This window comes from Thioalkalivibrio sp. ALJ1 (genome assembly GCF_000745395.1).
Classification (GTDB): domain Bacteria; phylum Pseudomonadota; class Gammaproteobacteria; order Ectothiorhodospirales; family Ectothiorhodospiraceae; genus Thioalkalivibrio.
Map to the genome: position 1 here is coordinate 1261404 of NZ_KN050684.1, position 20888 is coordinate 1282291.

Consider the following 20888-nt stretch of genomic DNA (forward strand, 5'->3'; position numbering starts at 1 on the left):
CACTGGCCGCGCGACGTGTGCGTCGGAATCACAGGCGGAAATTCTCGCCGAGATAGACTCGGCGAACCTGAGGGTCGGCGAGCAACTCGTCGGGTGTCCCGGCGGCCAGCAGGCGCCCCTCGCTAAGAATATAGGCCCTGTGGCAGATGCCGAGGGTCTCGCGGACGTTGTGATCGGAGATCAGTACCCCGATTCCGCGGCGGGCAAGGTGTTCGATGACGGCCTGGATGTCCCCCACCGAGATCGGATCCACCCCGGCAAAGGGTTCGTCCAGGCAGATGAATTGGGGATCGCCGGCCAGGGCGCGGGCGATCTCGGCCCGCCGACGTTCACCACCGGATAGCGAAATGCCGGGGCTGTGGCGCACGGTCTCTAGCTGGAACTCCTCGATCAGGGCGTCGCCGATGCGCCGGCGTTCATGGCGGTCCAGTCCGGGGCGAAGTTCCAGCACTGCCTGCAGGTTGTCCCAAACGCTCAGGCGTCGGAAGATCGAGGCCTCCTGCGGTAGATAGCCCAGGCCGGCGCGGGCCCGCACATGGATCGGGGCGCGGGTGATGTCGCGCTCGCCCAGGGTAATGCGTCCGGCGTTGGGGCGGATCAGTCCGACCAGGCTGTAGAAGCAGGTGGTCTTGCCCGCACCGTTCGGGCCCAGCAGGCCGACGACCTCGCCGGGAGCCAGATCGACGTCGACCTGGTCGAGGACGGTGCGCTTGCCATAGCGTTTGGTCAGTTCACGTCCGATCAGGCGGTCGTGGGGCGCGCCTGCGGTCGCCGGTTGGCTGGCAGTGGTGTTCATTCGTCGTCGCGCGGCTGGATGGTGATGCGCACGCGTTCGCTGTCACCGTCGCCGCGCTCGGCCTCGATCACGTCCGTTGCCAGGTCGTAGGTAATGCGTTTTCCGCGTGCCTCTTCGTTGGTCGTGATTACGTGCGCCTGATCGGTAAGGATCATGCGGTCCTCGTTCAGCAGGTAGTCGATGCGCAGGGCGGTGGCGATGCGCATTTCGCCGGTCTCGGGATCCGGGGACTCCAGGCGCGCGGGTTCCCCGTGGGCCTCCATTTCGTAGGGGCGGCGATCACGGGTACGTACGTAGACCTTGTCGGCCTCCAGGGTCATGTCGCCACGGATCACGACCACGTCGCCGGTGTAGGTCCCCAGGCCCTTGCGTTCGTCCATCTCCGCGCGGTCGGCCGTGATCTCGACCGGCAACGACGAGCCCGAGCCCTGCTGGGCCAACACCGGACTGGCCAGGAGAAACAGCAGCAGGAATCCCGCCCCGAAGATGGCCGGGAGGCGCTGCGGGCTACTCAGTCTCGGGGTCATGCGTGGAATCCTCCTCGCTCGTCTCGCTGTAGAGCGAGTACACGGCATGTAACAGCTCTATGGTATCCGCTTGCGAGTCCACGCGCAGGCCGGTCCCGCGTTGGAAGAGGCCTGGCTGATTCAGCGTCGAGAGTGCATCGGACGTGGCCACCATGGTGTCCGTGGCGACACGGACATCCCGCGAGTCGATGATGGTCTCCACGCGATCGCCGCGCGCCGGCTGAACGCCCTGGGTGGGGCCAACCAGGTCCAGGGTGGCGTCGGCAGGTTGGTGCAGGGCGGCGGGCGCGGTCCAGCGCCATTCGATGTCGCCTTCGGCAAACAGGTCAAGGTCCGGTTCGTCCACCCACTGCGGGCCGTCGCGGCCGAACTCGCGCAGGCGCGATCCGCGCAGGCGGTGGGTCAGCTCGCCGTCGTCGCCGGTCGCATGCAGCGTGAAGCCATCGATCTCCAGCGTGACCTCACCCTCGGGCGGAGCCAGTTCGGCCTGTGCCAGCGGGGTGGCGGCTAGTCCGACCAGGGCCGTGCACCCGATGAACAGATTGCGATACCGGGTGCTCATCCGTTCAGGTAGGTATCGAGCAATGCATCCAGCCGCCCCTGGGCCGCCAACAGGCCCTCGCAGGCCTCGCGTACCGCCCCGCGTCCGCCATGGGCCTCGGTGACCCACTGGGCGTGCTGGCGCACCAGTGGATGGGCATCCCCGACGGCAATTCCGAGTCCGACTCGCTGCATCGCTGGAAGATCAACGATGTCGTCGCCCATAAAGGCCGCCTCGGCGGGGGCGTGGCCGGTGCGCTGCAGAAGCTCGTGCAGGGCCTCTCCCTTGTCGCGTCGGCCCTGAATCAGGTGCTCTACGCCGAGGTCGCGCATGCGGTGCTCGACTACGCCTGAGATGCGCCCGGTCAGGATGGCGATCTCGATGCCGGCATCCAGGGCCAGGCGGATCCCATGGCCATCGCGACTGTTGAAAGCCTTGTACTGCTCGCCGGCGTCGCCCAGGAACAGGCTGCCGTCGGTGAGTACGCCGTCCACGTCCAGGATCAGCAGGCGTACGGCCTGCTGGCGCGTGGTCAGGGGCTCTGCGGCGCGATTCATCAGGCCACCCCGGCGCGCAGAAGGTCGTGCATGTTGATTACGCCAACCAGACGCTGGTCCTGGTCGGCCACGGGCAGGGCATTGATGCGTCGGCTTTCCATTGCCTCCAGGGCCTCTACCGCCAGCCAGCCGGGGCGCGCGGTATGGCCGCCGGCGGTCATGGCCTCGCCGATGGTCAGGCTGTCCAGGCTGTGCCCGGCGTCCAGGGTGCGGCGCAGGTCGCCGTCGGTGAACACGCCCCGGATGCGATCGTCATCGGTGACCACGATGACCAGGCCCAGGCCCTTGCGGGTGATCTCGAACAGGGCATCCTTGAGCGGGACGTCCGGGGTGACTCGCGGGATCGCGTTGCCGGTATGCATGATGTCGGTCACATGGACCAGCAGGCGTCGACCGAGGCGGCCGCCGGGGTGGGAGCGGGCAAAGTCGTTGGCGGTGAAGCCACGGGCGTCGAGCACCGCAACGGCCAGGGCGTCGCCCATCGCCAATGCCGCGGTGGTGCTGGAGGTCGGGGCCAGGCCCAGCGGGCAGGCCTCGCGATCTACGCTGACATCCAGGTGTACCGTGGCGTCGATGCTCAGGCGTGAGCCGGGGTTGCCGGTCATCGCGATTAGGGGGGCATCCAGGCGCCGGATCAGCGGCAGGATGGTGAGGAGTTCGTCGGTCTCGCCCGAGTTCGATAGCGCGATGACCACATCCTCGCGAGTGATCATGCCGAGATCGCCGTGACTGGCCTCGCCGGGGTGCACGAAGAAGGCCGGCGTCCCGGTGGAGGCCAGCGTTGCGGCTAGCTTGCTGCCGATGTGCCCGGACTTGCCCATGCCGGTGACGATCACGCGGCCCTTGCACGCGAGGATGTGGCGGCAGGCCTCGAGAAAGTGCTCGTCGATACGCCCGGTCAGGTTGCGCACGGCATCAGCCTCGTCGTTGAGGACGGCCAACGCGAGGTTGCGGGTGGTCTCGGGGTTGAAGTTCATACGGTTGCCGTAATTCCCAAATAGACAAGGTAGCTTGCGAAGGCGACGAGGAGAAGGGCGCCCTGCCAGCGCAGGATCTGCCCGCGGCGGCCCACGGCGATCAGGAACAGGGCGGCCGTCAAGGCCAACATGACCGGATAGTCGCGTGCAAGTACGTCGGCGTCGATTGTCAGCGGCGCGATCAGGGCCGGAACGGCCAGCACGGCCAGTAGATTGAACAGGTTGGAGCCGACCACATTCCCGATCGCCAGCCCCGCCTCGCGGCGGAAGGCGGCCACGACGGAGGTGGCTAGCTCCGGCAGGCTGGTGCCCACGGCGACGATGGTCAGACCGATCACCAGGTCGCTGACACCGAGTTGTTCGGCGACCTCGACGGCGCCCCAGACCAGGGCCTGGCTGCTGGCCAGCAACAGAAGCAAGCCGAACACCAGCCAGGCGATCGCCGGGCCGAGGCGGTTGCTGTCCGGGATCGTCTCGACCATGCCGCGCACCACCTCAGGGGTGTCCTCTCCGACGGTTTTTTGTGCGCGTCGGGCGCTCAGTGCCATCCAGATGGTGAATGCGACCAGGCCGGCGAGCAGGGCGAAGCCTTCCAGTCGCCGCAGTTCCCCGTCAATCAGCAGGAGCAGGACGCCGAAGCTGACCAGCAGGAGGATCGGCAACTCGCGCCGCACCATGCCACGCCCGATCGCAAGTGGCGCGATTACTGCGGCGGCCCCCAGTACCAGCCCGATGTTGGCGATGTTCGAGCCGATTGCGTTGCCCACCGCCAGCCCTGGGTTGCCCTGCAGACTGGCGAGCACCGAGACCACGATCTCGGGCGCCGAGGTGCCGAAGGCGACGATGGTTAGACCGATAATCAGCGGACTGACCCCGACCCCGTGCGCGAACGTCGAGGCGCCGAACACGAAGCGGTCGGCGCTCCAGGTCAGCAGGATTAGACCCATAATGATGGCGATCAGGGGGAGGGTCATGGACAAATCGGGTCCGGCAGAGACGGGGCTGGCAATTGTAGCGGATCGGGTGGAGGGTCAGTCGCGCAGGCGTTTCAGGCACTCGGCGGTGGTCACTTGTGGTGTCCAGCCGAGGTGTTCGCGGGCGCGGGTGCAGTCGAGTTCCAGGGGGCCGTCCAGTCCCTGGACCCAGCCGGGATCGCCTGCGCGGGCGGTCAGGCGCCAGGCCAGCGGGTGCAGGGCGCGGATCAGCCTCAGGGGCACGGGGATTGCCCAACGCCGCTGGAAACGGGCCATCGCCCGCAGTGACCAGACCGGTTCGGCGCCCAGGTTGAAGATCCCGGCGGTGCGAGTCGTTACGCTGCGCACGATCGCGGCCGCGGCATCGTCTTCCCACAGGATTTGCACCGGCTGCTCGTCGCCGGCCGGGTAGAATCGGCCGCGGGCAATCTGCAGCAACAGTGGGTGAGCGTGCGGGCCAATAATCGCTGGCGGCCGCAGGATGGTCGCGCTGCACTCGGGATACTTGCGGGCGAGTGCGAGCAGGGCCTGCTCCACGGCGACCTTGTCCTCGGCATAGGGAAAGCGAGGTCGGGTCGGGTGGTATTCACCGAGCGGTTGCGGGCTGTCCGGCCACGGACCGTAGACCGCCGCGCTGGACAGGAACACGATGTGGCGCACGCCGGCGTTCACTGCCGTGTGGAATGTGTGCTCACTGAGGGCAACGTTTTGCTGCCGCACCCAGCTGCGGTCATGCCGGCGCCGGCCGCCGTGCCCGCCCATCAACTGAAAGGCCAGGTGCACTAGTGTGTCCACGCCGTTCAGGTCATCGGGCTGGAGCTGCCCCAGGTCGAGCACGCGGGCATCAATCGTGGCGCCGTCACCGGGGCGCGGAAGTGCGGGGGCGGCCCGGTCCAGGGCGCGGATACGCTGGATCGATAGTTCGCGTGCCAGGGCGGGCAAAAGCACTTGCCCCAGGCACCCGGCGGCGCCGGTCACGGCAACCTGCATTGTCCCGTGTTTCCTACGTGGCCGTGCGGGCGGCGGTGGCCGGGGGCGCGGCGGCGAATGCCGGCATGACCTCTTCCGCAAAGCAGTCCATGGACTCCTCGGCCAGCGCCTGCGGCACGGCCCCGGCGCCGAAGGCGAGCAGGACCTGATCGACGCCAGCTTCGCGCAGGGCTTCGATGCGCTCGCGGCACTCCGCCGGCGTGCCGACCAGGGTCATGCCCAGCATGTCGAGGACTTTCAGGTTGATCCCGGCCTTGACCAGGTGGCGGAAGCGACCCAGCGAGCGGTAGTAGTCGTAGCCTTCGATCAGGCGTTCCAGCACCGGCAGGGTCTGCTGGAACATGTGGCGATAGAACCATTCGAAGGCGGGCTTGGCCTCGCGCCGGGCGCGCTTTCCATCCGGCAGGCATAGCACGCCCAGGGTCATGCCGACCCGAGGTGGATGGGCGATGTCGGAACGCGTCGCGTCCCAGGCCTCGTGGTAGAGGCGGATGTCTTCGCGGATCATCTGCCAGGGCTTGAACGGCCCGGCCAGTGCCCCGATGCCCTGCTGGGCGGCCCAGGTAAAGGACTCCGGGCTGACCGCGGCGGTCCAGATCGGCGGGTGCGGCTCCTGCACCGGACGCGGCATCACCGGCACGTCGTCCAGGTGATGGAACGGACCGTTCTGCGTAATCCGGCCGGTTGCAAAGGCCTGGCGCAGGGCGTCGAGCCCGGCATCGACCCGCGCACGGGACTCGCTCATCTCGGCGCCGAATGTGGCATATTCGCGCGGCGAGAAACCGCGCCCGATGCCGAGGTCCAGGCGCCCGCCGGAGAGCTGGTCCAGCATGCCGACCCGCTGCGCTACGCGCAGCGGATGGTGATAGGGCAGCGGGACCACGCCCAGGCCGAGCCGCAGACGTTCGGTGCGCTGGCTGGCGGCGGCCAGAACGAGGTCCGGTGCGGTGGAATGCGAGAACTCCGGCATCAGGTGGTGTTCCACCAGCCAGGCGGTGCCGAAGCCGAGGCGATCGGCGCGCTCCCACAGGCGCAGGGTGTTCTCCAGCACCTCCGCCTCGGAGGTGCGCAGGAAATCCGGCACGGAGAGCTCGTGAAACAGGTCGAAACGCATGGCGCCAACTGTGCCGCGCGCCAGGGCGCGATACAAGCACACTGCTTCGGACTGCGGTTGCGGTCACTCAGGAGACACATGACGAATACAGCAACGATTCCACTCAGGCTGCATGCCGCGGGCGTGGCCGGGCCGGGCGCGGACTGGTGGGATCGCTTCTTCCCCGAAGGTCTGCCGCAGGAGTGGCAGCTCGAGTACTACACCCATTATTACAGCCGGCTCCTGCTGCCGGGTGTGGTGTGGGCGAACGCCGAGCCGCCCTTTGGTGACTGGGCCGAGGCGGTGCCATCGGCCCTGCGCCTGACGCTGGAATGGCCGGCCGACCTCGCTCCGCAGGCGGGCGCCGAACAGGTGCGGGTGTTGGCGCAGGCGATCGGGGACCGCCTGCAGGCGGTCGCGCCCGGCCCCATGGGGCCAGAAGGGGTCGCGGCAATCCGTGCGGTCATGGAATCGGTCGGGCTTGGCCATGTGCGTGTCTACGAGGCGGGTGAGTCACGCCCACTCGCCAGCGCCGAGGCGGCCTGGTTCTATCCGCCGGGGCTGAACGATCAGGGCGGTGCCTGGCAGGTTGAGCCCCGGGCGGGTCTTGATGCCCCGGGCTGGCGGGCGCTGGTTGAGGCCCTTAGTCAGGCGGGAGGCACGGGCGAGACCCTAGTCTTCCTGCGGGCGCGCCCGGAACGCTTGTCCGACTTTCGCACCATCGCCGCGTTGCTGGGTGTGGGATGAAGGCCGCACCCAAAGGTTTGACGGGCCTCGGGAGGGCGGCCAGACTCCACCATTCCTGGGGCCGAACCGCGAGGAGCGCGCGTGGCTGAGCCGGCAGTGGAAGACAGTCCACACATCGTGATCGAGAACCTGCGTTTCCGGCGTGGGCGCAAAATGATCTTCGATGATCTGTCGATGCGTATCCCGCGTGGACAGGTGACTACCGTGATGGGGCCCAGTGGTAGCGGCAAGACCACATTGCTGCGTCTGATCGGTGGGCAGCTGCGCCCGGACAAAGGGCGTATATGGGTCGATGGTCAGGAAGTCGCCAAGCTCTCGACGCGCCGCCTGTACGCCTTGCGCAAGCGTATGGGCATGCTGTTCCAGAGTGGTGCCCTGCTGACTGATCTGACGGTCTTTGAGAATGTCGCCTTTCCGCTGCGCGAACACACCGATCTGCCGGAAGACGTGTTGCACACCCTGGTGCTGTTGAAACTGGAGGCAGTGGGGCTGCGTGCGGCGCGCGATATGGATCCGGCCACGCTGTCCGGCGGTATGGCCCGGCGTGTGGCACTGGCGCGGGCGATCGCGCTGGATCCGGACCTGATTCTTTATGACGAGCCGTTCACCGGGCTGGACCCGATCACCATGGGGCAGATCGTCAGTCTGATCCGCCGGACCAATCAGAGCCTGGGCTTGACCAGCGTGCTCGTGTCGCACGACGTCGCCGAGGCGATGGCGATCTCCGACCAGGTGGTGCTGATTGCCAATGGCCGAGTGGTGGATGCGGGGGCCCCGGACGAACTGGAGGCCCGCGCCTCGGACTGGAGCGCGCAATTCCTGCAGGGACGCCCGGACGGGCCGGTGCCGTTCCATTATCCGGGGGCCGCCTACCGCGAGGATCTGCTGGGCCACGAGGAGCGCCGCGATGACTGACGCGATCGCCTCCCTTGGGCGCTCCTCGATCAATGCCCTGGCGGTGTTCGGTCGGGCCTTTGTGTTTCTGCTGCGGCTCCTGGCCAGTCTTGACGTGGTGGTACGCCGGTTCGGGCTGACGATGGTGCAGATCTATTCGGTTGGTGTCCGTTCACTGGTGATTATCGTGGTCGCTGGGTTGTTTGTCGGCATGGTCCTGGCATACCAGGCCTACATCACGCTGGTGAACTTTGGCGCGGCCGAGGCCCTGGGGGGTGTGGTGGCGCTGTCGCTGGTGCGCGAGCTGGGTCCGGTGGTGACCGCACTGCTGTTTGCCGGACGCGCCGGGTCCGCGCTGACCGCGGAGCTGGGCCTGATGAAGACCACCGAGCAGCTCTCCGCGATGGAGATGATGGCGGTGAACCCGTATCGCCGGATCTTCGCCCCGCGTTTTGTCGCCGGGTTTGTCTCCATGCCGCTTCTGGCGGCCATCTTCAGCGCGGTGGGCGTGATGGGCGGCTACCTGGTCGGGGTCGGCCTGTTGGGCGTGGACAGTGGGGCCTATTTCTCGCAGATGCAGTCGGTGACCGACTGGAACGAGGATGTGCTCTCCGGCGTGATCAAGAGCATCGTCTTCGGTTTCGTGGTGACCTGGATCGCAGTGTTCCAGGGATTCAACGCGCAGCCGACCTCCGAGGGCATCTCGCGCGCGACCACCCAGACCGTGGTGGTCTCTTCGCTGGCAGTGCTGGGTCTCGATTTCATCCTGACCGGACTGATGTTCGGCGCGGGCTGATCAACAACGTAGGTGGTAATGATGAAAGTACGTTTCTTCGAACTGGCGGTCGGGGTGTTCGTCCTGCTGGGCATCGGCGCGCTGTTCTACCTGGCCGTCCAGGTCAGCAACGTCACCGATTACCACGACCGTGATACCTACGAAGTGACTGGCTACTTCGACAATATCGGCGGGCTCAAGACACGGGCCCCGGTCACGGTTTCTGGCGTGCGTATCGGGCGGGTGGTGGATATTCGTTACGATCCGGAGCGTTTTCGCGCCGAGGTGGTGCTGGCGATTCGGTCGGAACACGACTATCTGCCGATGGACACCCAGGCCGCGATCCATACCGCTGGCCTGCTCGGTGAACAGTACATCGCACTGGAGCCGGGCGGTGACTACGAGACCCTGCAGGACGGCGACGAGGTGATGTTCACGCAGTCCGCGCTGGTGCTGGAGAACCTGATCGGCCGATTCATGACCAACATGGGAAGCGATTGATCGCTTGGCCAAGACAAACCAGGAGCTTTGCAGATGAAATGGTTGCGTGAACGAATGCTGATCCTGCCGCTGGCACTGCTGGCCTTGATCCTGCTGGCGCCGGCGCACGCCCAATCGGGCAATCCGACGGAAATGATTCAGGAGTCCATTGACGAGGTCTATGAAATCCTGCGCGCCGACCGGGAGCGGGCACGGGATGATCCGGACTTCGTGATTGGTGTCATCGAGGACAAGATCCTGCCGGGCGTGGATGTCAACGGCATGGCCCGCCTGGTCCTGGCGCGTCACTGGCGCGATGCCTCCAGTGAGCAGCAAACCCGCTTCACCGAGGCCTTCACCCAGACTCTGCTGCAGGCGTATGGCGGGCAGCTGGGCGAGCACCTGGACAAGGATGTACGTGTGATCGAGCGGCGTTCGCGTCAGGACGAGCGTATGGCCGTGGTGGCCACCGAGATCGTCATGGGCTCGGGGCAGTCGAACATCCAGGTCAATTATCGTCTGCGCCCGGTGGACGGCGAATGGAAGGTCTTCGACGTCGAGGCCGAGGGCCTCAGCTTCGTCGGTAACTTCCGCACCCGCTTCAACGAAGAGATCAACCGCGATGGTCTGGAGGCGTTGATCGAACGCCTGGAAGACGGTGACGAAGCCCTGATCGAAGATGCGGTGGGTGATATCACCACTGACAACGGCGATGGAGACCAGTGAGCGACGCGCGCATCCAGGCGGACGCCAGCGGGTTGGTGCTGAGTGGTCCGCTGACGTTTGCCACGGTCCCCGACCTGGAGGCGCGAGCCCGTGAGCTGGGCGCCGCGTTGCCCGAGCATGCGCGGGTCGATCTGACGCAGTCCGCCCGCATCGATAGTGCCGGGGTGGCCTTTTTGGTGATCCTCTGGCGGCGCGCCCGGGAACAGGGCCGCACCCTGGTCTTCGAGCCGATCCCGGACGGGTTGCGCCCGCTACTCGAACTCTACGACCTCGAGGCGATCATTACGGACTCGTCCGCCCGTTCTGTCGCCTGACCCACCGCGAGATCGAGTGAACGGGCGAGCCCGGCTCGGATTCGTTATCATGGCGCGTTTCGCCGGACCAAGGTCGGTTGGGCGATGAATTCGGGCATCCCATGGACAAGTTGATCATTACCGGAGGCGGACCCCTCGAGGGTCAGGTCTGGATCTCCGGGGCCAAGAACGCCGTGTTGCCGATCCTGTCCGCCACCTTGCTGGCGGACGGGCCAATGACCATTGGCAACGTCCCGCACTTGCAGGACGTGACCACGACCATGGAGCTGCTGGGCCGCATGGGCGTGAGCTTGACGGTCAACGAGCGCATGCGCATCGAGGTCGATCCGACCACGCTGACCCAGTGTGTCGCCCCGTACGACCTGGTCAAGACCATGCGTGCCTCCATCCTGGTTCTGGGGCCGTTGCTGGCTCGCTTCGGCGAGGCCGAGGTCTCGTTGCCAGGCGGCTGCGCCATCGGTTCGCGCCCGGTGAACCTGCACCTGAGAGGCCTGGAGGCCCTGGGTGCCGAGATTGATGTTGACGGTGGCTATATCCATGCCCGCGCGGATCGCCTGAAGGGCGCGCGCATCGTCTTCGACCAGGTCACCGTAACCGGTACCGAGAATCTCCTAATGGCCGCGACCCTGGCCGAGGGCGAGACCCTGATCGAGAACGCCGCGCGCGAGCCGGAGGTGACCGATCTGGCGGACTGCCTGACCGCAATGGGGGCGAAGATCCAGGGCGCCGGCACCGACACCATCCGGGTGCAGGGCGTGGAACGCCTGCACGGTTGCGAATACGACGTGATGCCGGATCGTATCGAGACTGGCACCTTCCTGGTCGCCGCCGCGGTGACCCGCGGGCGCGTGCGCTGCCGCAACACCCGTCCGGAGTTGCTGGACGCGGTTCTGGCCAAGCTGGTCGAGGCCGGCGCTCGGGTCGAGACCGGCCCGGACTGGATCGAACTGGATATGGAGGGACGCCGGCCCAAGGCGGTGAATCTGCGCACCGCCCCGTTCCCGGCCTTCCCGACCGACATGCAGGCGCAGATGATGGTGCTGAATACGGTGGCCCAGGGCACCGGCTCCGTGGTAGAGACCGTGTTCGAGAACCGATTCATGCACGCCCTTGAATTGCAGCGCATGGGCGCGCACATCACCATCGAGGGCAACACCGCGATCGTCGAGGGCGTGGAAAAGATGGTCGGCGCGCCGGTAATGGCGACTGACCTGCGCGCTTCGGCCAGCCTGATCATCGCCGGCCTGGTGGCGGAAGGCGAGACCGAGGTGGACCGCATCTACCACATCGATCGTGGCTACGAATGCATCGAGGAAAAACTGAGCCAGATCGGCGCGACCATTCGTCGCGAGCCGGTCTGACACCGCGACTCACACGGAACCGGACGAACGCCTGACCCATGATGGATCCCAACGCCCTGACCATCGCCCTGTCCAAGGGTCGTATCCTCAAGGATACCCTGCCGCTGCTGGCCAGCGCGGGGATCGAACTGCTGGAGGACCCGGACAAGACGCGCAAGCTGATCCTCGACACCAACCGCGAGGACGTGAAGATCGTGGTGGTGCGCGCGACCGACGTGCCGACCTATGTGCAGCACGGTGCGGCATCCATTGGCGTGGCCGGCAAGGACGTCCTGATGGAGCACGGGGCCGCGGGGCTGTACGAGCCGCTGGACCTGCACATCGCCCAGTGCCGCCTGATGCTGGCGGGGCGCCCGGGCCAGCAGCCGGACCCGCAGCAGCGCCTGCGCATTGCCACCAAGTTCGTGAACATCACGCAGAACTATTTCGCCCAGCAGGGCCGTCAGGTCGAGATCATCAAGCTCTACGGCTCGATGGAACTGGCGCCGCTGGTCGGTCTGGCCGACTACATCGTGGACCTGGTCGACACCGGGAACACCCTCAAGGCCAATGGTCTGGAGCCGCTGGAGCTGATTACCCCTATTAGTTCCCGGTTGATCGTGAACCAGGCAGCCATGAAGATGCGACATAGAACCATTCAAAATCTCATTGAGGGCCTGCGGGAGGCCGTCACGCCCGCGACGACGTAACCGAGAACACCATGACCGCCGATACCGACGACCTCCGAATCCGCGAAATCCAGGAGGTGTCCGCCCCGGACACCGTCCGCGAGGAGCTGCCGATCACCGATGCGGCTGCCGATACCGTGTTCGAGGCACGCCAGGCCTGCCACCGCATCCTGCACGGCGAGGACGACCGCCTGCAGGTGATCGTCGGCCCCTGCTCGATCCACGACGTGGATGCCGCGCTGGACTATGCCGATCACCTGAAGACCCTGCGCGAGGAGCTCTCCGACGCCCTGCACATCGTGATGCGGGTGTACTTCGAGAAGCCGCGCACCACGGTCGGCTGGAAGGGCCTGATCAACGACCCGGACCTGGACGGCAGCTTCCACATCAACAAGGGCCTGCGCGTCGCGCGCGGGCTGCTACGCGATCTGGCGGTCAAGGGCATGCCGGCGGCCACCGAGTACCTCGACCTGATCAGCCCGCAGTACATCGCGGACCTGGTCGCCTGGGGGGCTATCGGCGCGCGCACCACCGAGAGCCAGGTGCACCGCGAGCTGGCCTCCGGGCTGTCCTGCCCGGTGGGCTTCAAGAACTCCACCGACGGTAGCCTGCGGGTGGCGATCGATGCCATCCGCTCCGCCTCGCGCCCGCACCACTTCCTGTCGGTGACCAAGGCCGGGCGATCGGCGATCTTTTCCACCACCGGCAACGACGACTGCCACATCATCCTGCGCGGCGGCAAGCAGCCGAACTACGATGCCGAGAGCATCGAGCAGGCCTGCAAGGAGCTGCGCATGGCCGAGCTGCCGGAGAACGTGATGGTCGACTGCAGCCACGCAAACAGCCGCAAGGATCCGAAGCAGCAGGTGGAGGTCGCGCGGGTGCTGGGCGAGCAGATCGCCGGCGGCGATCGGCGCATCATGGGTGTGATGCTGGAAAGTCACCTGACTGGTGGTCGCCAGGACATCCTGCCCGGCAAGCCGCTGCAATACGGCCAGAGCATTACCGATGCCTGCATGGGCTGGGATGACAGTGAAGCTACCCTGCGCCTGCTGGCCGATGCTGTGCGTGCGCGCCGCAAGGCCACTGTTACCGTCTGATCCGAGGATCCGAACATGCCATCCATTGCCCGTCTCGACACCCAGCAGGACGGTTTCGACCGTGCCCTGACCGATCTTTTGTCCTGGGAATCCGTAGCCGATACCGGCGTGCGGGATGCGGTGGACGAGATCCTCGCCGCGGTGCGCGAGGAGGGCGACGCTGCGGTGCTGCGCTACACGGCCAAGTTCGATCGTCTGGACCGCGGCGCGGTCTCCGATCTCGAGATCCCGCAGGAGCGCCTGAAGGCCGCGCTGGAGTCCATTCCCGCGGAGCAGCGCAAGGCGCTGGAAACCGCTGAGGCGCGCATCCGCCAGTACGCCGCACACCAGAAGATGCAGGATTGGAACTTCACCGACGAAGACGGCACGGTCCTCGGTCAGCGCGTGACCGCGCTGGATTCCGTCGGCCTGTATGTGCCCGGTGGAAAGGCGGCCTATCCGTCCTCGGTGCTGATGAACGCGGTCCCGGCGAAGGTCGCCGGCGTGGAACTGCTGGTGATGGTCGTGCCTGCCCCGGGCGGCGAACTGAACGACCTGGTGCTGGCCGCGGCCGCCGTGGCCGGGGTGGACCGCGTGTTCACCGTGGGCGGCGCCCAGGCCGTGGCGGCCCTGGCCTACGGCACCCAGACCATCCCGGCGGTGGACAAGATCGTCGGCCCCGGCAATATCTTCGTGGCCGCGGCCAAGCGCGAGGTGTTCGGCACGGTCGGCATCGACATGATCGCCGGCCCGTCGGAGATCCTGGTGGTCTGCGACGGCGAGACCGACCCGGACTGGATCGCGGCCGACCTGTTCTCGCAGGCCGAGCATGACGAGCAGGCCCAGTCCATCCTGGTGTCCTGGGATGCGGCCTTCCTCGACCGTGTGGCCGAGGCCATGGACCGCCTGCTGGCCGAGATGCCGCGCGCCGAGATCATCCGCACCAGCCTCGACAAGCGCGGTGCGCTCGTGAAGGTGCGCGACTCCGCCGATGCAGTCGCGGTCGCCAACCGCATCGCGCCGGAACACCTGGAGCTGTCGGTGGCCGACCCGCAGACGATGCTGGACGCCGGACTGCGCCACGCCGGCGCGATCTTCATGGGCCGCTACACCTCCGAGGCCCTGGGCGACTACTGCGCCGGGCCCAACCACGTGCTGCCGACCTCGCGCACCGCGCGCTTCTCCTCGCCGCTGGGGGTGTACGACTTCCAGAAGCGTTCGAGCATCATCCACTGCTCGGCCGCGGGGGCGGCCAAGCTCGGCACGACCGCCGCCGCGCTGGCGCACGGCGAGGGCCTGACCGCCCACGCGCGATCCGCCGAACTGCGCAGTCGATGACCGCACGCTCGACACGAACCCCGGACGCCCTGATGCGCCCGGAGGTGCTGGCGCAGCCGGCCTATCAGGTGGCCGACGCAACCGGCCTGATCAAGCTGGACGCGATGGAGAACCCGCACCCCTGGCCCGGCGCGCTGGAAGACGCCTGGCTGGAGGCCCTGCGCGACCCGCAACTGAACCGCTACCCGGATGCCCAGGCGCTGGGCCTGGCCGGGCAGGTGCGCGCCGCCCACGGCGTGCCCGAAGCGGCCGGGCTGATGTTCGGCAACGGCTCCGACGAGCTGATCCAGATCCTGATCACGGCGATCGCCGGATCTGGGCGACCGGTGCTGGCGCCGGAGCCGACCTTCGTGATGTACGGCGTGCTGGCCCGGGCGCTGGGCGTGCCGTTCGTTGGCGTGCCCCTGAACGCGGACTTCACCCTGGATCTCGCGGCGATGCGCGAGGCGATGGCCGAGCACAACCCGGCCGTCGTGTTCCTTGCCTACCCCAACAACCCGACCGGGACGCTGGACGACGCCGCGACGGTGGAGGCGGTCGTCGACGCGAATCCGGGGGTTACCGTGTTCGATGAGGCCTATGCCCCGTTCGCTGCCCACAGCTTCCTCTCACGGGTTGGCGCGGACGACGGCCTGATGGTGATGCGCACGGTCTCCAAGCTGGGGCTGGCCGGCGCGCGGCTCGGCTATCTGGCCGGCACCCCGGCCTGGATCGACGCGCTGGACCGGCTGCGCCTGCCGTACAACATCAACACCCTGACCCAGCGCTCCGTCGCCTTCGCCCTGGAGCATCGCGCAGCCCTGGATGCCCAGGCCCGCGGCATTGTCGAGGAGCGCGGCCGCTTGACCGAGCGCCTGGCCGCGACGGTTGGTGTCGAACGCGTCTTTCCCAGCCAGGCGAACTTCATCCTGTTCCGGGTACGTGCAGGGCAGGGGCATGCGACCTTCGCCGCACTGCGCGCGGCCGGCATCCTGATCAAGGACGTCGGCCGCGCGCATCCCCTGCTCGCCGACTGCCTGCGCGTAACCGTCGGCCGCCCCGACGAGAACGATGCCTTCCTTGGCGCCCTGGGGCAGGCCCTCTCCACCTGACGCTTTGCCGATTGCAACGTCGGTTCTTGTTGCACTACGGAGTGCACAGAGAGCACGGAGCAACTCTTGAGGGGCAAGGTGCTGTGCCAGCTGCAAGCTCGAAGTCTGACGGACCGTGCCGGATCACCAACCCGGATTGCCATCCCGAAAACTGCGGCGCGGTTATCCGGGATCGCTGCGGTGGGGCCTTCCGAACCTCGCGGGGTGGCCTTACGACGGAGATCCCGGCTCTCCGCTCCGCTATGGCCAAGATTGACGGGGGCGTGTGAATGTCGCGCTGCGACGGCAATCCGCCCAATCCTCCACCACCCGAAAGCCCTCCTTCCAGCCTTTCCCTCTTCCTGTAGATCCCGACCTGAACTTCTCCGTGTCCTCTGTGCCCTCCGTGGTGGAAAGGCTTTCCTCGCCCTTGCCCCGCAGGTCGGATTAGCGGCGGCCGGCGGGTGGCTCCAGGCGCAGGCCGCGCACCTCGCCCAGTGCACCGCCGGCGCGCAGGGCAGCGGCGAACGGGGACTGGCGCGCCGGTTCACCGTTGATGCTCTCGATGGTCACGCCGCGGCGTTTCGGCAGCCAGCCGCTGCTCGCGAGCTGGCGAATCGCCTCGGTGACGAGTGCCGCGTAGGCCTCGCCGGTGTCGATGCCGGGGATGGTCTCCCAGACGAACAGTTGGCGACCGGAGGCGGCCAGGTACAGCAGCGGCTGGCCGCCGGCCAGGGCGACCAGCGCCCCGGCGACCCGGCGCAGGCGGCCCTCGGCCGCTTCCGGCGGCTGCGGCCAAGGCAGGAGCTGGCCCCAGGGGCTGGCCGGGTCGACGCTTGCCAGCCACTGCGGTTCGGGGGTGTCGTCGGCCGCGCGTTCCAGGGCGCGCAGGCGGTCCACCGCGCCGGCGCGGGCGAACTGCGCGCCGGTCAGGCCCTCCACGAAGTGGCCGCGGCGCAGCTTGCCGGCGTCTTCCATCGCGCGGTAGACGGGATATACGCGCCCGAAGCCGCCCGGCAGGCCCTCGGCGCGGGCCATCTCGCGGCTGACCACGCCGTAGCGGGCCAGCAGGTTCTCGGCCTGTTCGCGGGCGCGCTCGGTCAGCGACACGCCTGGGTCGATCAGCTCGGCGACCCGTGACCAGCGCCCGCCGGCCAGACCCTGTCCCGGTCGCCGCCGGCCGCGCGCGGACGTCCTGCGCTGACCGAGGCTGCGCAGCGGCGCGACGGTGTCGTTGGTGATCTGCCCGGCCCAGACCAGGTCCCAGATCGCGGCCTCGATCGCGTCCTGGCGGGCATCCGACTGCGCCGTCCGGGCCGCGCGTTCCAGCTCCAGGTAGAAGCAGGCGCCGCGCTGGTCCAGGGTGTCCAGGATCGCCTCCGCCAGCGGGTCGTCGCTGGCGGGGGTATTCGTGGCATCGGCCTCCGGTTCCAGCAGCACCATCGCCTGTTCGCGGCGCAGGAAGCGGACGCGCCCGTCGCGCTGGCCCAGCGCACCACTGCCCACCCAGACGAACTCCCCGGAGGCGGTGATGCGGTCGAGCGCATCCAGCGAGAAGTCGCGCACCCGCATCGGCAGTACGTGAGCGGTCCAGGCGGACCAGGGCAGGGCGATACCCTCGAGTTGCGTCAGCGTGTCGCGCAGGGCGCCGGCTCCGCGGCCGGGCTCGGTCAGGCCTTGCCAGGCGGGCAGGAAGCGGCCCAGCGCACGGGCATCGACCGCGGCCGCCTCGTCGCGCAGCCGCGCCAGGGTGCGGCGCTTCAGCCGCCGCAGGATGTCCAGTTCGCACCAGTCCTCGCCCGTGCCCTGCGGTCGGATCTCACCGCGCAGCAGCACACCGGCGCGCTCCAGGCTCTCGAGCGCCGGCAGCAGCGCGCCCGGCGCGAGGCCGTAGCGTGCCACCAGGTCCTCGCTGCGGAACGGTCCGTGGGTGCGGGCGTAGCGGCGCAGCAGCTGTTCCAGCGGGCGCTGCGGCGGTTCCAGGAAGGCGGCGGGCAGGCCGGGCGGGGGCACCACGCCGAGGGCATCGCGGTACAGTGCGGCGTCCTCGGCCGCGATCCAGCGCGGCTCGCCGGCGATGCGCACCTCCACCGCGCGCAGGGACCGGGCGAGCGGCTCCAGCCACGGCCCCGGTGCCTCGGCGCAGGCGGCTGCGACCTCGTCCGCGGTCAGGTCCCCGCGCCGGCGCAGCAGGTCGTGCAGGGCGTCGGCGTCTTGCACCCGGGTCGCCTCGGTGGCGTGCGCCAGCTCGGCCTCCAGCTCGGCCAGGGCCTCGGGGTCGATCAGCTCGCGCAGCTCGGCCTGGCCCAGCAGTTCGGCCAGCATGCCGCGGTCCAGCGTCAGCGCCTGGGCCTTGCGCTCGGCCATCGGCGCGTCCTGCTCGTAGATGTAGGCCGCGACATAGGCGAACACCAGGCTGCGGGCGAACGGCGAGGCCTGTGGCGTCTCCACCTCGTGCACGTGGATGCGGCGTTCCTGCACGCCGCGCAGGATCTGGCGCAGGGCGTCCAGATCGAACACGTCGGTCAGTACCTGGCGGTAGGTCTCCAGCACCACCGGGAAGCTCGCGTACTCGCGCACCGAGGCCAGCAGCTGCTGCGACTTCAGGCGCTGCGCCCACAGTGGGGTGCGCTGGCCGGGACGGTTGCGCACCAGTAGCAGGGCGCGCGCCGCGTTCTCGCGAAAGGCGCTGGCGAACAGCGTGGAGTTCCCCAGCTCGCGGGTGACCGCCTCCTCCAGCTCCTCCGGGTCCGGGAACAGGGCATCCAGCTCGGGCAGGTCCTCGCTGTCGGCCAGGCGCAGCACGATGCCGTCGTCGGTGTACATCACCTGCACCTCGAAGCCGGAGCGGCTGGTCAGCGCGCCCTGCAGGGCCAGCGCCCAGGGGGCGTGCACGCGCGCGCCGAACGGGGTCAGGATGCAGACGCGCCAGTCGCCGACCTCGTCGCGGAAGCGTTCGACCACGATGCGCTGGTCGGAGGGCAGCTGTCCGGTGGCCTCGCGCTGCTCGTCGATGTAGTCGCTGAGGGTCTCGACCGCCGCCTCCGACAGTGGCGCGTGTTCCCTGAGCCAGGTCGTGCGTTCGGCGCGGTTCATGCGGGCCAGCCGCTCGGTGGCGGCGCCGATGGCCTGGCCGAGCTGGATCGGGCGGCCGGGGCCGTCGCCATGCCAGAACGGCAGCTTGCCGACCTCGCCCGGGGCGGGGGAGACGAGCACGCGGTCGCGGGTGATCGCCTCCACATGCCAGGTGCTGGCGCCCAGGGTCACGTTCTCGCCGGTCTTCAGCTCGAACACCATCTCCTCGTCCAGTTCGCCGATGCGCGGCCCGCCCTCGCCGACATGCACGCCGTACAGCCCGCGGTCGGGGATGGTCCCGGCGTTCAGGCGCGCGGCCAGTGCCGCCCCCCGGCGCGGGGTCAGCTCGTCGCGGGCGCGGTCCCAGGCGAGCCAGGGGCGCAGGTCGGCGAAGTCGGTGCTCGGATAATGGCCGGAGAGCATGTCCAGCGTGGCCTCGAGCAGCGCCCGCGACAGCTCGCGCCAGGGCGCGGCGCGGCGCACCAGCGCATGCAGCTCGTCCACCGTGCGCGGGCGTTCGCAGACCATCGCGACGAGTTGCTGGGCCAGCACATCGAGCGGGTTGTGCGGGGCGTGGATCGGTTCCAGCGCGCCGGCCTGCATGCGCTCGCCGATCACCGCGCATTCGAGCAGGTCGCCGCGAAAGCGCGGCAGTAGCAGCGAGCGCGAGACCTGGCCCACGCCATGCCCGGCCCGCCCGGCGCGCTGCAGTCCGCGGGCGACCGCACCGGGGGATTCGACCATGATCACCAGGTCCACCGCGCCCATGTCGATACCCAGCTCCAGCGAGCTGGTTGCGACGATGCCGCGCAGGCGCCCGGTCTTCAGCCGGCCCTCGATCTCGGCGCGGCGCTCGTGGGAGACGCTGCCGTGGTGGGCGGCGACCAGGTCCTCCACCGGTTCGGCGTCCTCCGGCTGCTGTTCGCGCCAGGCCTCGTTGATGCGCTGGACCAGGCGCTCGCACAGCCCGCGGCTGTTCACGAACACGATGGTGGAGCGGTGCTCGAGGATCGCGGCCAGCAGGCGCGGCTCCAGGCGTGCGGCGCGGTCGCCGCCACCGGTAGGGAGCTGCCCGGTGCCCTGGCCGTACACCGTGCCGAGGATGGAGCCGGACGGGATGGGGCTTGTCGCCTCCGTGGCTTCGACGGTGGCGGGTGCGTGCTCGGCGGGCGGCTCCTCGGGGGCAAGGATCTCCAGGTCCAGGCGCGGTGGCTCGGCGGCGTCGATCACCTCCACCTCGCGGTCGCCGCCAAGGAAGCCGCGCGCCACCTCCACCGGGTGCACGGTGGCGGACAGCCCGATGCGCTGCGGGTCCTCGCCGCAGCGTTCGGCCAGGCGTTCCAGCGACAGGGCGAGATGCGCGCCGCGCTTGTTGCCGGCCAGCGCATGCACCTCGTCGATGATCACCGTGTGGATGGACTCGAGGTTTTCGGCGGCCTTCGAGCCCAACAGCAGGTACAGCGACTCCGGCGTGGTTACCAGGATGTCGCCGGGTTCGCGCGCCTGGGCGCGGCGTTCGGCCTGCGGGGTGTCGCCGGTGCGGATGTGTACCACCGGCTCGCTTGCGGTCTCGCCTACGGTCTGGCCCAGACGCGCGGCGGTCTGCGCGATGCCGGTCAGCGGGGCGCGCAGGTTGCGTTCGATGTCGGTGGCCAGCGCCTTCAGTGGCGAGATGTACAGCACCGAGTAGCCGCGCCGGGCATCCGGTGCGGGCTCGCTGGTCAGGCGGTCAATGGCGCTGAGAAAGGCGGCGAGGGTCTTGCCGCTGCCGGTGGGGGCAATGAGCAGGCTGTGTTGGCCCGCGCGGGTCGCAGGCCAGCCGCGGGACTGGATGGTGGTCGCCTGCCCGAAGGCCTCGCGGAACCAGGTGTCGGTCGCGGGGCGAAAGGGCGTGACCGGCATGGCG

Annotated in this window: 20 protein-coding genes; 11 read left to right on the forward strand and 9 right to left on the reverse strand. The window is 68.5% G+C overall.

Features of this window, described 5'->3' with window-relative positions; genetic code table 11:
* Positions 1-28 precede the first annotated feature (28 nt).
* From lptB to F462_RS08240, 8 genes are read right to left on the reverse strand one after another with little or no spacing between them, the layout of a single operon-like run.
* On the reverse strand, positions 29-796 hold the full coding sequence (lptB, locus tag F462_RS08205; protein WP_038053184.1) for an LPS export ABC transporter ATP-binding protein: 768 nt from the start codon (positions 794-796) through the stop codon (positions 29-31).
* On the reverse strand, positions 793-1323 hold the full coding sequence (gene lptA / locus F462_RS08210; protein ID WP_038053186.1) for a lipopolysaccharide transport periplasmic protein LptA: 531 nt from the start codon (positions 1321-1323) through the stop codon (positions 793-795). The genes lptB and lptA overlap by 4 nt, the downstream gene beginning before the upstream one ends.
* Positions 1304-1885, reverse strand: a complete 582-nt coding sequence (gene lptC / locus F462_RS08215) for an LPS export ABC transporter periplasmic protein LptC (protein ID WP_081911383.1) — start codon at positions 1883-1885, stop codon at positions 1304-1306. The genes lptA and lptC overlap by 20 nt, the downstream gene beginning before the upstream one ends.
* Positions 1882-2421: a KdsC family phosphatase gene (locus F462_RS08220; RefSeq protein ID WP_038053188.1), complete on the reverse strand. Its 540-nt coding sequence runs from the start codon at positions 2419-2421 to the stop codon at positions 1882-1884. The genes lptC and F462_RS08220 overlap by 4 nt, the downstream gene beginning before the upstream one ends.
* On the reverse strand, positions 2421-3398 hold the full coding sequence (locus F462_RS08225; RefSeq protein ID WP_038053190.1) for a KpsF/GutQ family sugar-phosphate isomerase: 978 nt from the start codon (positions 3396-3398) through the stop codon (positions 2421-2423). Before F462_RS08225 ends, F462_RS08220 begins: the two co-directional genes overlap by 1 nt.
* Positions 3395-4372, reverse strand: a complete 978-nt coding sequence (locus F462_RS08230; protein ID WP_018874826.1) for a calcium/sodium antiporter — start codon at positions 4370-4372, stop codon at positions 3395-3397. Before F462_RS08230 ends, F462_RS08225 begins: the two co-directional genes overlap by 4 nt.
* 57 nt (positions 4373-4429) lie before the next feature.
* Positions 4430-5362, reverse strand: a complete 933-nt coding sequence (locus tag F462_RS08235) for an NAD-dependent epimerase/dehydratase family protein (protein WP_038053192.1) — start codon at positions 5360-5362, stop codon at positions 4430-4432.
* Positions 5363-5375: 13 nt separating this feature from the next.
* On the reverse strand, positions 5376-6476 hold the full coding sequence (locus tag F462_RS08240; protein WP_026280137.1) for an LLM class flavin-dependent oxidoreductase: 1101 nt from the start codon (positions 6474-6476) through the stop codon (positions 5376-5378).
* Positions 6477-6554: 78 nt separating this feature from the next.
* On the opposite strand from F462_RS08240, the gene F462_RS08245 reads away from it, so the two are divergent.
* The 11 genes from F462_RS08245 (at position 6555) to hisC (ending at position 15928) form a co-directional block, all read left to right on the forward strand.
* Positions 6555-7202, forward strand: coding sequence for a hypothetical protein (locus F462_RS08245; protein ID WP_018874829.1), 648 nt, complete (start codon positions 6555-6557; stop codon positions 7200-7202).
* Between the two features lie 81 nt (positions 7203-7283).
* Positions 7284-8117, forward strand: a complete 834-nt coding sequence (locus tag F462_RS08250) for an ABC transporter ATP-binding protein (RefSeq protein ID WP_018874830.1) — start codon at positions 7284-7286, stop codon at positions 8115-8117.
* Complete coding sequence (gene mlaE, locus F462_RS08255) at positions 8110-8892, forward strand: lipid asymmetry maintenance ABC transporter permease subunit MlaE (protein WP_018140189.1); 783 nt, start codon at positions 8110-8112, stop codon at positions 8890-8892. The genes F462_RS08250 and mlaE overlap by 8 nt, the downstream gene beginning before the upstream one ends.
* A 21-nt stretch (positions 8893-8913) precedes the next feature.
* Positions 8914-9372 carry an outer membrane lipid asymmetry maintenance protein MlaD gene (gene mlaD, locus F462_RS08260; protein WP_026181443.1) on the forward strand — a complete coding sequence of 153 codons (459 nt, stop codon included), beginning with the start codon at positions 8914-8916 and terminating at the stop codon, positions 9370-9372.
* Positions 9373-9405: 33 nt separating this feature from the next.
* A complete protein-coding gene (locus F462_RS08265; protein WP_018140191.1) occupies positions 9406-10077 on the forward strand; it encodes an MlaC/ttg2D family ABC transporter substrate-binding protein in 672 nt (223 codons plus the stop codon).
* Positions 10074-10391: an STAS domain-containing protein gene (locus tag F462_RS08270; RefSeq protein ID WP_018140192.1), complete on the forward strand. Its 318-nt coding sequence runs from the start codon at positions 10074-10076 to the stop codon at positions 10389-10391. Before F462_RS08265 ends, F462_RS08270 begins: the two co-directional genes overlap by 4 nt.
* A gap of 101 nt (positions 10392-10492) precedes the next feature.
* Entirely contained in the window at positions 10493-11752 is a 1260-nt protein-coding gene (gene murA / locus F462_RS08275; protein ID WP_038053195.1) for a UDP-N-acetylglucosamine 1-carboxyvinyltransferase, read from the forward strand.
* Between the two features lie 38 nt (positions 11753-11790).
* Entirely contained in the window at positions 11791-12441 is a 651-nt protein-coding gene (gene hisG, locus F462_RS08280) for an ATP phosphoribosyltransferase (protein ID WP_017942743.1), read from the forward strand.
* A gap of 11 nt (positions 12442-12452) precedes the next feature.
* On the forward strand, positions 12453-13520 hold the full coding sequence (locus tag F462_RS08285; protein WP_018874833.1) for a 3-deoxy-7-phosphoheptulonate synthase: 1068 nt from the start codon (positions 12453-12455) through the stop codon (positions 13518-13520).
* Between the two features lie 15 nt (positions 13521-13535).
* The gene (gene hisD, locus F462_RS08290; protein ID WP_038053198.1) at positions 13536-14837 is read left to right on the forward strand and encodes a histidinol dehydrogenase; all 1302 of its coding nucleotides are present in this window, start codon (positions 13536-13538) and stop codon (positions 14835-14837) included.
* Positions 14834-15928: a histidinol-phosphate transaminase gene (hisC, locus tag F462_RS08295; RefSeq protein WP_081911384.1), complete on the forward strand. Its 1095-nt coding sequence runs from the start codon at positions 14834-14836 to the stop codon at positions 15926-15928. Before hisD ends, hisC begins: the two co-directional genes overlap by 4 nt.
* A 426-nt stretch (positions 15929-16354) precedes the next feature.
* On the opposite strand, the gene F462_RS08300 is transcribed toward hisC, so the two are convergent.
* Complete coding sequence (locus tag F462_RS08300; protein ID WP_038053201.1) at positions 16355-20884, reverse strand: Lhr family helicase; 4530 nt, start codon at positions 20882-20884, stop codon at positions 16355-16357.
* Between the last annotated feature and the right edge of the window lie 4 nt (positions 20885-20888).